General features: G+C 44.0%; 6 protein-coding genes. 2 read left to right on the top strand and 4 right to left on the bottom strand.

The genetic code is table 11. The features are described 5' to 3' along the window. Positions 1-68: 68 nt before the first annotated feature. Both ACHUET_RS10135 and ACHUET_RS10140 read right to left on the bottom strand, forming a co-directional pair. A complete protein-coding gene (locus tag ACHUET_RS10135; protein WP_394212538.1) occupies positions 69-1,262 on the bottom strand; it encodes a lipocalin family protein in 1,194 nt (397 codons plus the stop codon). Between the two features lie 432 nt (positions 1,263-1,694). Continuing rightward, the gene (locus ACHUET_RS10140) at positions 1,695-2,807 is read right to left on the bottom strand and encodes an NUDIX domain-containing protein (protein WP_394212539.1); all 1,113 of its coding nucleotides are present in this window, start codon (positions 2,805-2,807) and stop codon (positions 1,695-1,697) included. A 324-nt stretch (positions 2,808-3,131) separates the two neighbouring features. On the opposite strand from ACHUET_RS10140, the gene hemP reads away from it, so the two are divergent. Next, a complete protein-coding gene (gene hemP / locus ACHUET_RS10145; protein ID WP_227672156.1) occupies positions 3,132-3,290 on the top strand; it encodes a hemin uptake protein HemP in 159 nt (52 codons plus the stop codon). Positions 3,291-3,419: 129 nt separating this feature from the next. Here the strand turns inward: hemP and ACHUET_RS10150 are convergent, their stop codons facing one another. Together ACHUET_RS10150 and ACHUET_RS10155 are read right to left on the bottom strand one after the other, a co-directional pair. After that, positions 3,420-8,414, bottom strand: coding sequence for a translocation/assembly module TamB domain-containing protein (locus ACHUET_RS10150; RefSeq protein ID WP_394212541.1), 4,995 nt, complete (start codon positions 8,412-8,414; stop codon positions 3,420-3,422). A gap of 100 nt (positions 8,415-8,514) precedes the next feature. Beyond that, complete coding sequence (locus ACHUET_RS10155) at positions 8,515-11,946, bottom strand: BamA/TamA family outer membrane protein (protein ID WP_394212542.1); 3,432 nt, start codon at positions 11,944-11,946, stop codon at positions 8,515-8,517. A 454-nt stretch (positions 11,947-12,400) separates the two neighbouring features. Here ACHUET_RS10155 and ACHUET_RS10160 point away from each other — a divergent pair, with 454 nt between their 5' ends. After that, on the top strand, positions 12,401-13,732 hold the full coding sequence (locus tag ACHUET_RS10160) for an MFS transporter (protein ID WP_394212544.1): 1,332 nt from the start codon (positions 12,401-12,403) through the stop codon (positions 13,730-13,732). Positions 13,733-13,841: the final 109 nt, after the last annotated feature.

The raw sequence follows: 13,841 nt of genomic DNA on the forward strand, positions 1-13,841 counted from the left end.
AGAACGTTATTTAAATGATAATTGCCATAGAGCTTAATTAATTGAAGCAATAATTTTCATTGTATCTATTATTGAGCTAAGTTCACCGTTTGGTTGCTCTGAGACGTCAATGTAAACTCTTTCAAATCATATCCTTGTTGCTGGGCAATCTGACGATATTTAGTATACGTTTCCTGACTGATATTTGGCGAACGTGCTAATAACCATAAGTATTTTTTATCAGGTGTCCCTACTAGCGCAGTTTTATAGTCTGCATCACGTGCTAGCACCCAATAGTCAGCACGGCCCACTGGAATCCAGCGTATCCATTTCGGTAAGAACGTCACTTTTAGTTTGCTGCCACTTTCATCTACTGGCTTTGCCAAACCTTCTGCCGTAATACCTGAACCATCCTCGCTCACGCATTTGTTAGTGACGACAATGCCTGAGCCATCAGTCTTTTGCGTATAGTTTGCCGTTACATCGCCTACGCATTTACGTTGAAAATACATCGGTAAACGTCCGATCTCATACCATGTCCCAGCGTATTCATTGAGATCGACACTATCCACTGTCGTTGGCGTGCTTGCAGACTTATAGATAATATCGCTTGGCTTAACAGATAACATTTGCGTCGTTGTCTCACTACTCATCGCATTATCTTGCATATTACTAGCAGTAGCCATATTAGTGGGCGGCGTTGCAGCATAGGCTGAAAATGCCGCTAGCGGTATGATGATCGCTAACGCAATGCCTGTATGCTTGATAAGTCCATTCATAAATATACGCTCCGGTATGTCTTTATATGACGAGTTGATAGTGGTTGATGATGTATCGAGGATTTGCTTAGCGCTGTCTTGCAAATTACTTGCTTGGTCGTCTACAAGCTCAGAGATTAGCGGCTCGTCTTTATTCAGCATTGCTGATCGCTTGTAGCCATTAGCAATGTTGAATTGTTCTTTATCGCTATTTTTCAGATGTTGATTTGTTTTGCTGTTACTCATAGCGGACTCTTTTGCCTTAGTAAGGCTTTTGTCGGCGCTTTTGTATCCAAAATAGCTGTCTTGCGAAGACATATCTTCTGCCAGATGGTGCGAATATTCGCCGTTCAAGTTTTCATTGCTCAGTTTTTTGTGGCTATAGTCTGCATCATTACTAGCATTTTTTGTCTGTTGTGCATGACGACCGTTGTTATAGCTGTTTGACTGTATAGGCTGCTGAGATTGAGAACCAGCTGCCCGTGAGTCAGACCATGCTGAATCAGGTAACTTATTGGTTTTCATAGGGATACCATTATTAATAGTGACTGTTAAAATACGTTATCTACATCATTTATCCGAATTGATTCTATAATAAACCTGAGTTTTAGAATTAATTATCGATCCAAACTCTGCTGCTACAAACGCTCTTTTTTATTATAATTTTTGATAAATTCGTTAGTAATCAGTTCACTGATAAAAATCAGAATCAATGTGCTGTAGATATGCAATATATGTTAAGGGCAGCTGGACTATTAAAACAGTAGTGCAATGTAGGGAAACGCAACGGTTTGTAAATAACTATGTGTTTATGCATTGGTATGCACACATCATAATCACATAGTTACTGACTGGATAAATAACTTAAAAATCAGTTATTTATACTTACTTATTTTAATAAGCAAACATAGTCAAGTGAATGGTACTGCTGCTTAATTGGCACTCATTTCTGGTTTTTTATTCGTGGAACTGACGAATACCTGCGACACTGACACCGCCGTGCGCTAATGTCTGGTCAATCATGACAGGGGCCAAGCCGCCCAGACCAATGACTGGCATGTCAGCTAACTGCGCCAAAGCTGACCACGCCTCCCAGCCAAGTGGTACCGTATCAGGATGCGTCTGAGTTATAAGTACAGGAGACAAAAAAGTGCCAATCACTGGCGGCAACTGCTGCTGTATGCGCATACTCGCAAGTTTATTAGCGGCAAGAATGCTGGTAATATCGTGGCAGCTGACTATCAATGGATGCTCACTTGAGATACAGAGCAACTGCTCAGAGTCTGTAATATCTTGAGTAACATTGAACCATTCCATTAGTCCCGAATGCGTCAGGTGTCTAGCGACAATCGAACGATTGGTTTTTGCCTCTACCAATGCATCTGTACTTGTCGTTTTGGCGTGCTGATAGTCATTGTCGTACGGCAAAATCGCTAGGATATCTGGACGCACATCCATTAGCTGCTCGGCAATATATTCTGACTCAGACGCTTTTAGTCGGATATAAACCCAAGACTCTGGTGCCAACCGCTCTCGATGATAGTGTACCCATGCTGCTGCGGAATTTGGCTGGGCAGAAAAATGAGCAAGTGGATACGTAATCGCTATTTTTGCAGGAAGTTTCAGCCACTTCAAAATAGTTTTATTGGCAGCGGGCAGATGATACTCTCCTGCTAGTAACTTAGACTTATCAACCCAAGTCATTGCCTGCCCTTCTAGGCCATATTCACAGTCTTTGTGCTGCTCATACTGCTGTGCAGTTAACTCAATTTTGTACACCTGCAAGCTCACCTGCTTGTCACCATAGTCGTGATGCAAACGCCCAAGCTTGACGATAATATTTTGAGCAATACTAATACCTGTTTCTTCAACGACCTCCCGAATCAATGCCTGCTCTGCTGACTCATCAGCCTCTATCTTACCGCCTACAAACTCATAGCGATTGCCCTGATGCTGAGCCGCATCTCGGAACCCAAGCAAATACTTGTCTTCATAATGAATAACGGCAACCGCAACATTGACGATGGTTATGTCTTTAGTTTTTGCCTGATTGTTGGTTTCACTTGGCATAGCATTGTCCTCTTCTGTTAGGTCTGTTTTGGCCGCTTTTTAATTGTTTGCTTGTATATTCTGGTGAGCCTGCATAGATTTCATATCATTCCAACAAGCCTCTCAAGATTTTTATATAGGTAAAAACTCAAATATCGGCGGTTTGTGGCAGTTTGTGGCAGTTTGTGACGCCAGCCTCATATAAGTTTACACAATGACTGCATTTTATTTTATCAATTACCTTGCAAATTTATTCAATCTAAATGATAATTATTATCGTTAAAGCCCATTACGACATAGCTACTTTATTAAGCCACTTCTTATCAAAAGGAATTCACCATGAGTATGGTTATCTCTCGTTATCTAAACTGCCGTGAAAATCGTCTGCCAACGCTACAGTCGCAGCATCTATTTGCCCTGACCAAAGAAGTACGTATTGAGCATGAAGGTGAAGAGTATCGACTACGTTTGACTCGTAACAACCGATTGATTTTGACCAAATAATTTTAAACTAAGCTCACTGCACTTATAAAAAAACGCCTTCATTACAAGGCGTTTTTTTTTGGATAGCAATAATAAAAATCGCTTTCTAATAATGTTCGTTATAAATTAACCGCCTACTAAATACGTCATTTAAAACTGCCAACTATAGACCACGTCTACCGCATTCTCGGCCGCTGAACTGGCTTCTACGTAGATACGGCGAGTCAACTGATAGCGAACAGAGAGACTGTTTTGAGCATTGAAAACACCGACGCCATAGCGAATATACAAGTCAGGGGTCACGTAACCGGTGACATTGACATTGGTATCTTCACTACTGCCTGAGGCATCAACGGTCAAACTCTGTAAGCCAAAAACTTGTCCAATTTGATTGGTAAGGTTTCGTGTGCCGCTAAGCCCAAAGCTCAGTCCAGCGGCTGCCAAGTTGTTGGTCACTTGTGACTTGAAGCCCTGCTCACTAATTTGTGTGGCGCTTCTATTATCGATTCGGCCTGTGACCAAAGCATTCATTGCTTGCTGCTGGGTCAAACCTGCATTATTAAAGACGATGATATTTGGGCTTTCAGTTGTACCTTTGACACGAAAACCCACTGTTTTACCATTAATGGTTTTTGCAGCTTCAATACTCAAGCTAGGCTTCATGACATCGCCATTGAAGCGCACTTGACCATAATTGAGCTCTAGGCTCTGACCAAAAGCATTAATGTTGGTACGACGTGAGACCTGAACCACTCCTTTTGCACGCATGATGCCCGTGCCATTTTGGTTAATATTAATCGCACCAGCCAATGGAATGACGGCACCAAAACCACGGAAGTTGATATCATCACCTAAATCGACACCGATATCAGCATTGATAGACCAAGGTTTTGACATTGCCAATACATCATCGATGTTACCAATCAAACGACGATCCAGCACAACCACATCTTCAGATTGAGTCACAATATCTTCACTGGCTTCTGGTGGACGAATGGTTGCTGACGGCACGCTGACTGCCCCTTTAATGTCCACATAGCGGTCGCCTGGACGTACGATAATGTCAATATCAGGATTGATTTCAGCCACTAGTAAAGGCGGCTGCGTAATGACGAGCCCTTCGCCAACAACACTCAATTTGGCTTGTAGCTTTTGCTGCCAATTGACCGTACCTGTCAGTGTGCCTGTTCCTGTACCGCTTTTGAACGTACCATCAATAGTCGCCTGCGTACCGCGAATTTTGGCCTGTGTGTTAACATTGGTCAGGTTCACTGGCAAGTCTAGCATGGCAATGCGACCATTAGAGAGTTTCACATCACCATAAAACTGCGGCTTATCTAGCGTACCGCCAAGTCCTCCTGCCATTGTAACGTTGCCTTTTAGTACTCGCATGCCTGGGAAGAAAGGCTTAAAGATGGCCAAATCAAGCTCATTTAACACGAGCGCACCAGAGATTGGTTTCGGCGTTTTATAAGGATCAACAACGACTTCAGCATAACCGCGCGCACCGCGACCCGTATTGATGTCGGTACGCAGCTTGATACCTTCTGGCACCGACAAGGCGATTAGTGAAACACGCTTATAAGGCAGTGTTACAGGCGTGCTATCCCCGTCTTGAATCAAGCCGATTTTGCCATTATCTGAATATAGTGTCGTGTTAATGGTTGGCGGACGACCACGTTGCCAACCGACAATGGCTTTACCATTAATTTTGCCGTGCCAATCAATATCCTTTGGTAAGAATACTGAAAATAATGACGTATCTAAATTCTGCAATGCCACATCGACCTCACCACTGGCTGGAGAAGCAACTAAGTTCTTGCGTAAGCATAGCTTGCCCGTTTGGTCCGCGGCCTGCCAACAATGTGCAGCCAACTGTACTTTGAGATCTGTATTATTGCCATTTTGATTATTAGGCAAATTCACAATCAGCTGTGCTGGCTGTAATTGATTTAGGGTAGCGTATCTGGATTTAACGCGGCCTTTACCGATGACCCCTGACCAACGTAGCGTATTTCGATCAAACCCACCTTTTAGTCTGGCACCAATGTCCAGTTGCTTATTGGCCACATTGAGATCAACCACATGAGATTTTTCTGTACCGTTAAATGAAGCTTTAACACTATCGAAGCTTTGTCCCGCAGCATCCAGACCTTCAGCGCTGACGATAAGCTGGCTTGGACTATTGGCTAGATTAACCAACTTGCCACGTATACGACCTTGACGCAAAATAAAACCCGGTAGTGCAATGCGCTCACCGACCAAATCGATATAAATCGTTGGTAGTGCCTGACCTGCTGGTTGAGACAAAGTCGCTCCACCAGTTACTTTGCCAGCAAGTTTGTCCGATAATTGATCTAAGCTTGTGATATTAATTTTGGTTTGTAGCTGTTTGGCATTACCATTAGCAGTGACATAGTTGTCACCCCAGCGCAGTATCAAGTTGTCAGCATTTAAACTATCGATCAATGCATTCACTTGCTTATACTGTGCTTGGGCATCTTGTGTTTGTAGACGTTTGAAATAACTGGCTAAGTCTTTTGGCAAGCGCAGTTTTGCGGCCAAACTACCTTTAGCACTAAGTGGCTGGCCTTTCAGCATACCGCTCAGATTGATTTGTTTGATATTGATCGTTTGCTGTGTATCGCCCCAGCGCCCATCCGTATCGATAGTACCCGTGATAAGGCTTGGTGTATCCTTTAAGAAATATCCGATATTGAAGCGATCCATCACCGCATTGATGTCCCACGCAATGCCTTGACGCACATCGACCGTACCTGTGGCATCGATACTACCTGCTGCACCCACGTGGCGGAAACGCTTGATACGAATCAGTTGGCTATCACCACTTACCTCAATATTGAGCTTACCTGCTGGTAATTGCTCGGCATCCAAGACCCCATCAAAATTCACGGCAAAACGCTGTAATGTACCTGTGGTATTTGGGCTGTTTTTAGGCGCAGCCTGCCACTCGCCACTGGTTGTTAGATCACCTGTGATGATTGCTGGATTATTGGGTAAAAAGTAACCCAAATTGAAGTTGTCAAAGCGACCATCGACAGTCCAGCCGATATTGTTACGCAAATCAATGACGCCTTTGGCATTCACTCCTCCAGCTTCACCATTATAATTTAGTTTGCGGATACTAATCAGATCTGGCGTCCCCGCTGCATCAATTGATAGACGACCTTTTGGTACGTCTGCTGTATCGATCTGACCATCAAAACGTGCGTCAAATACAGACAACTCACCACCCACGATATCGACACTGGCATCACCGCTACCTGTTATACCGATCGCGCGGCCGTTTTGCGTGGCATCAAGCTGTGCCTGCAAGTCAGTATTATTGACAGTAATCATATGGCGCTGACCGCTCACCCCATTTTTGGTGATATTTAGCAATCGACCACGAGCACTCAAGCGCCCTGTTAAACGCTCAAGTGGTAAATCGCTACGGTACTCTTTAGGCAATAAACCCTTGGTCACTGCATCGATTTGCCACGCCAGTGGGCGGTTTTTATTTGCTAGCTGAATTTGTCCGGTGCCTGATAGGTCGCCTACGATGCCATTATAATTGAGGCGGTTGATATCAATGACGTCGCCCGCTTTACGCAAGCGCACATCATAGTTGCCTTTGGGCGCCGCGTTGAGCTCATTGATCACTGCATTGGCATTAACTGAGACAGTAGAACCACGAACGATGACATCTGCCTGACCGCGAGGACTGTCAATATTGCCGATGCTTGGTACATCACGGCGGATCAAATTTTGCCATGTGGCATCAACGTACCAAGGTGCCACTTGCTTAGACTTAGGAGAGGTTTTACCGCGGATCATATTGGCATTGATATGTTCACCATCGCGCTGACGCAAATCTGCATCAATCTGCGTATTACCTTTGCTGTTCTGCTGCTGATAGCGTAGCGATAATCTGCCATTGAGCGTTTGCGGAGCATACGCTTTAAAATCAGCATAGTCGTCAGGAATAGCACGGCGAATATCAAAGTTACTACCAGCCGCACGCAGCGTCGCATTAAAGCTATCTTTCCAACCTAATATACCCTGTATTACCAAACGCCCAGACGGAACGTCGGCTTCTAAACGATCAATACGCAACTGACTGTCTGCAATGACCGCGCGCCCTTGATAATGTCCCGAAGGAATATCTTTAGAAGTCAGCTCTGTATTGATGCGCAGCCTTATCTCAGAGATAACGCCTGATGCCGTAGCCATACCACTTTTTAGGTGAATGTTTTGGTCATCTGCATAAGGCACCAAAATATCATCCCACTTCAGTTTTGCCTGAAACGGTGCGCCTGCATCTAGGCCCTGAACCACAAAATCGCCGCTAACGTCGCTGTCGTTATAGCGACTACGCACGTTACCAACCGTACGTTTTAGCGAGCCTGTTGCCGTGATATTCAATGGATCGATATAAGCTTTTTCAAGCGCACTCACCTCTACAATCGCGCTCAGATCCAGTGGGTAGTCGCCTTGTAAATCTGCCTCACCTTGTAAGGCACTGACTTTTACAATATCAGCATATTGTAAGCTGCCTCGACCGACCGTCACAGTGCTGCCAACCCATGTCAGATCGCGAGCCGTAATGTTATTGATAACAATAGGATCTTTGGTTACTTGCTTATAAATGATTTTCTTAATTTTTGCTTGATCGAAACGTAGATTGACTGGTAACTTTAGGGTTTTATAATCAAACGGTTCGCCAGTCGCTGGTTTCTTATTCAGAATTTCGATGGTCTGTATATCGGCATCACTCAGATGCACTTCTTTTGCAAATACCGCACGCCAGCCTATTTTGACATAGGCTTTGTCCACCAAAATCTCAAGATCTTCAGTGGCCTCAATATCGATATCTGTCACCCAAATACCGTCACGCAGATTACCACGCCCATACTTAAAATCGATACCTGTCTCGGCGCTGACTTTTTCTAAAATGAACTTAGTACCCGCATCAGTACCTGCTGCATAAAAAAATATCGCAAACATAATCGCTAGTACGATAATAACCAGCACCAGTAGTTTGAGTAAAAATGATAGCGGATACCAGCGCCTAACCGCACGAGCATCGCGCTGTGCTGGATCTTCATCTGGTGCATTGTTAGGCGGGGTATTTTCTGTCAGCATGACACTCAACTACGTTAAAAAGTGATGACCAGCAATCGGTACGATAAGTAATGAATAAAACGGTTTAGGCAGTCTGTTTGTACATTGATAAAGCGAGCATCTACAACGGTGAGCCAATAAAGAAATGCAATCGCACAGGAATATTGTCTTCTGTCACCCCTGCCGCGACATCGACACGTACCATTCCGACAGGAGAGGCCCAGCGCACACCAACGCCGACGCCAACTTTGGTTTCAGCATCAAAGTCTTTGTCGTACGCGTTACCAACATCGGTAAAGAATGCACCGCGAAAACCTGGTTTGAACTCATAGTTATACTCTGCACTACCAACCGCCAGTACTTGCCCGCCTGTCAGATAGCCTTTATCATTTAGTGGCGATAAGCTCTCGTAGTCATAGCCACGAATACTTTGGTCGCCACCTGCGAAAAAGCGCAATTTATACGGCACATCATAAAAATCATCTGCCCAAATATAACCACCATTCAAACTACCAAGCACTTGATGTTTTTTGTCATCGCCAAAGCTATAAATACCGCTAACACCAGCACGCACGATTGCCAAATCAGTATCACTCAGCGCTTTGTCAGCACCTGCTTCAATCGAATAATACTGACGCATACCGCGCGTTGGATTGGTCGCACTATCCGTGTCGGTTTTATTCATGCCATAGCCAAACAGCAATGCTTGCTGCTTAGGGTTTGACGAGGTAAAGCGGATAGGTAAATCATCACGCGCAGCGCCGTCAACACCAGTCTCTAACTCATCTAAACGATAACGCATAGAGTAGCTACGATTCCAACCACTATCACGGCGAATATTACGTGCCAAAGCCGCTTTTAATGTGGTGGTAGATAAATCGAAGTTACCTTTGCCTTGGTCAATGACTTCTTCTTCATAAGTAAGACGCCCATCTAATTTGTCATTGAGCGGGTGATTCCAAGGGCGGCTTGCATAGACAGCGACGTTTTTGCTGATTCTGGATACTTCCGTTTCTGCGCCTGCTTGATAGCCCTGACGGTTAAGCAGATTATAATCTATCTTGGCGGTTGCTCGAACGCCTGTGTCAGTACCATAACCCAAACCAACTTGAGCATCACGTGGCTTGTCAGCGTATACAAAAACGTATAACGGTACTTTTTTGCTTGTCACAACGTCTTGTGGTGTTTTACGTCCTGCCAGCGTTGGCGGTACGAAATCCTCATCAACGGTGAAGTCTGCATCATCAGGGAATATTTTTTGGGCAACATTGCTAATTGAATCACTAATTTTGCCTAATAAGTTATCAGCTTCTTGGTCTTTTTCATCTAGTACGCGATTATCAGGTAAGTTACTTAGGCGCTCCGCTTTTTGCTTAACGGCTTGTAGCTTATCAAGCGTTTCTTCATCAGCCTCAAACTCGATAGCAGCAATATCAGCTTCATTGACAGTCTCTCCACTACCGTCACCCAAGGCACTTTCACTCTCTACGCCAGTACTACTACCCTTATCTTCTGTACTAGCCAAACGATTATTGGATGCTGCTAGAGTAGCGTTATCTCCAGTCATATCTGAGATGCCATCATTATCAACATCCTCATCCAATATAGCATTGCTATTGGCAGGTGCATTATCAAATGCCAATGTACTGGCCTCACTCCGGTCATCTGGCGGTAATATCGATTCGACATTGACCATATTAAAATAACGAGTCGCTGATAAGTCATTACTAAACTTTGTCACTGACGGACGATAGAAAGGATCGCCTGGCGCAAACTCATACAACTGCTGCAATAATGACAATTCTACTGGGAGTTTGTCAGGGTCTTGTGTCAGCGTGTTAGTTTCTTTGTCATAGGTAAAGAAAACAACATCATCAAATTCGTAGCGGTCGCCTGTGTTGTAGACCAAAGACATATCCGCTTTGTTGTCTGGTAAGATAATATCGACAGATTTGTTCAACCAATATTGATCGAAATATCCATAAGTATTACTCAAAGATTCAAGCGCGGCTTTGCTGCTCTTGTAGACACGGTGGTTAAAAATATCACCTTCTTGCGGTGGTAATTCTTTTTCAAGCGCGACAAACTCTTCTTGCTCACCGCCCTCACCGCGGATATCAACGATACGGCTGTCTACAGTAACAGGCTCGCCCAGCTCTTCGATAACCACATTGATCGTATCACGCGTAGGCTGACGTAGACTAAGCGTCACATCATAGTAACCCACTGCTTTAGCAGCATCTAATGCTGTTTGGCGCAGACGCGGCAGCGCCGCTGTAAAATCAATGACCGATCGCACTGAGGTGTCATCGAGGGCCGCTTTAATGTTTTTCATTGGCTGAATATCGTTGTCAGCTTTGATGAGTTTTGGTTGACCATTAACCGTGGCTTCGCCAGCAGCTTGTTGTATATAAACCGTGGTCTCCACACTAGGCAATGCCATTGCGCCGCCATTGAACAATCGGTTATAAAGACGTTTAACAATATTGCTTTTATTACGTGCGAGTGGTTTTGACTGATCAGCTTGCTCGATGCTTTGATTGACGGCCTGAGTATCATTCTGATAATCCGGTAGGTAGTCTTCAGGATCAATCACATCTGAGGGCATGTTACCGCCATCGGTTATATCGCTATTACCCGCTATTATCTCGTCATTAATACCATTTGCTGCATTGACATTGCCACTACTGACAGAGTCACTCACGTTAATGGGACGTGACATAATTTCAGCTGTGGCTGCCTGTTCTGCTGCTGCTTCACTTTTGCCTAATGTGTCAAGATTGCTAGGTGCAGATAAGTCGGTCGCATCTAGCTCAACATCTAAGCCGATGGGCGGCGCTGTGTCGTTTAGTGTAGCAATTGGCGTATCAAAAGCACTGTCATTGTTAATGCTGTCAATATCTTGAGCGTTTTGCAAATCCATCGCAGCCAACTCACGATCAATCTGCTCAGGCGTCATCATCTGATAGCCTTGCTGCTGTATCGCCGTTGCTTGCTGCAACAAATCATCGTTAGATAGGTCTGCTTGCATGCCTTCTGCGTACATATCTTCGTCGAAACGATTTGAATCTTGCAGGCCACTATTCTGATTATTATTTCGGGCACTGTCATTCTGAGAAGATGACGAGTTAGCGCCTGATTTTTTGATACCTAGTGTTTGTTCGCTATAGTCATCCAAGACCGACTGATCAATAATGCCTTGCTCCACTGCCTTTTTTAAACGTAGTGCATCTAGGGCAGCATCGAGCTGGGTATCATCGTCTGATAATGTGCCTGATGTGTTATTAGCCGTTTGATTGTTAGCTGATTCAGTCTTAGCGACTTGATTACTAGTCGATGGATTCGTGATATTTGTGTCGGTTGTCTCAGCCAATGCCGCAGGTGCAACACTGACTAGGCTAGTAGCTAGCGCGGTACAGAACGCTGAGCGCTTAAAATGAATACGGGGAGTACCGACATGAGTGCTTTGGATGCTGATATCGTTCTGAATACTCACGCTGTCACGCTGCCTCATTAATATGTTGCGTGCTCGAGTTGAAGGCGGCTGGGTCATGTTTACGTCCTATCCCTTCACGCGGCATACTATTATTAACGATGATTATCGCCAAGTCTGACCGGTGAATAAACTTATAGCAGTGGGCTGAAATTAATGGTTTACTACGTTGCTTGTCATGATGGAAGTCTCTAGCGCATATTAAATCTCAGCACTCGATGGGTGACACCATACAAACAGTCTTGATTGATAGCAGGCCTTCACCTTTACCGTCGCTCGCACCTTTTAATGCAACCATATAAAATTTACAAATCATAACTTAGTTAATTATCAAATCATAGCGCAGGTTTCATGTATTTTTACCTAAGCCTTGCTATTATACGGCTTAATATTGATAAAACCTATGCTGTATTTCGATAAGTTTTTGATAATATTGATGATTGCTATCGCATTATAAGCTGCGTTCAGCGCCTCTTCTTACTTTATCAGCCGCGTCTCATCTGTAGGAACGTTCATGTCCAATCAGTTTCAGCTATTTAAGCGCCGCCGTTTTAGCGCCATGTTTTTTACCCAGTTTTTGGGTGCGTTTAATGACAATATCTTTAAGCAAGCACTCATACTGGTTCTGACTTATACCGCTGCCAGTCAATTGGGCGTCGAAGTCAGTATTTTAAACAATTTGGCCGCGATGTTATTCATACTGCCCTACTTTTTGTTTTCAGCATTGGCAGGACAAATCGCTGATAAGTATGAAAAATCCAAGCTCACGCAGTTTATCAAAGTGCTTGAGCTGGTCATCATGGCAATCGCTGCAGTTGGTTTTGTTTTTGAATGGTACACCCTTTTATTTGTCGCGTTGTTTTTGATGGGCACGCATTCGACCTTTTTTGGACCGATTAAGTACGCTTATCTACCACAGGCGATGAAAGAAGATGAACTGGTCGGTGCCAACGGTCTGTTTCAAATGGGCACTTCTCTGGCTATTCTCGTTGGTATGATTGTCGCTGGTATCTTAACTCAGCTATCACACTCGTTGTATTGGATTAGCGCCACCGTATTGGTCGTTGCTGTGCTGGGTTATCTGGCAGCACGTTATATCCCTAACATGCCAGCTATGCAGCCTGATCTTAAGATTAACTGGAATATTATTACCACCAGCTTGTCTACGGTGCGCTATCTCTACTCTTTGCCATTTTTGTTTTTTGTCATTCTTGGCAACAGCTGGTTTTGGTTTTATGGGGCGACGTTTTTGACCCAAGTGCCAGAGTTCAGCAAAGTTATTTTGCATGGTGATGAATCGGTGGTGATTTTTCTATTGACGCTGTTTTCGGTAGGCGTGTCGATAGGCTCACTATTATGCAAATCATTGACCAAAAACCAAGTGAGCCTGCGCCTATTGCCTTTTGGTATTGCTGGATTGAGTATCTTTGCTATTGATTTGTACTTTTCACTTTCAAGCCTAAACATAAATGTGAATAATGACACATTACTTGGTATCAGTGATTTATTTGGTGTCAGTGGGAGCTGGCGCGTTTTTGCTGATTTGTTCTTATTGGGATTCAGTGGCGGTTTATATATTGTGCCTTTATATGCCTCGATGCAGGCCTATGCGCCGAAGAGCCATCGCGCGCGTATCGTGGGTGCCAACAACATATTCAATGCGATATTTATGGTCACATCAGCGATTTTTGCGATTGTGATTTTAAATGCATTAGGGCTAAGTCTACCGCAGCTATTTTTGGTAACAGGTGTGCTCAATATTGCTTTTGGTGTTTTCTTGTACCTTAAGCTAAATAGGCATATCAAACAGGCGGTTATCCAAACCAATGATGAAATGGTTATATAAATAAGCCATATCATAAACAAGCCATATTGAGCTTAAATAACGATAGCAATCGATGCGTTATCAAGGTAATAATAGTGATGCCGATAATTTGGATTGTTTGCTATAGTAA

Source organism: Psychrobacter piscatorii (assembly GCF_043641605.1).
Lineage (GTDB): Bacteria > Pseudomonadota > Gammaproteobacteria > Pseudomonadales > Moraxellaceae > Psychrobacter > Psychrobacter piscatorii_C.

What these genes read in the sequence shown, in the direction of transcription:
- ACHUET_RS10150 (WP_394212541.1), bottom strand. Translation starts at nt 8,414, where the DNA reads ATGCTGACAGAAAATACCCCGCCTAACAATGCACCAGATGAAGATCCA.
- ACHUET_RS10135 (WP_394212538.1), bottom strand. Translation starts at nt 1,262, where the DNA reads ATGAAAACCAATAAGTTACCTGATTCAGCATGGTCTGACTCACGGGCA.
- hemP (WP_227672156.1), top strand. Translation starts at nt 3,132, where the DNA reads ATGGTTATCTCTCGTTATCTAAACTGCCGTGAAAATCGTCTGCCAACG.
- ACHUET_RS10160 (WP_394212544.1), top strand. Translation starts at nt 12,401, where the DNA reads ATGTCCAATCAGTTTCAGCTATTTAAGCGCCGCCGTTTTAGCGCCATG.
- ACHUET_RS10155 (WP_394212542.1), bottom strand. Translation starts at nt 11,946, where the DNA reads ATGACCCAGCCGCCTTCAACTCGAGCACGCAACATATTAATGAGGCAG.
- ACHUET_RS10140 (WP_394212539.1), bottom strand. Translation starts at nt 2,807, where the DNA reads ATGCCAAGTGAAACCAACAATCAGGCAAAAACTAAAGACATAACCATC.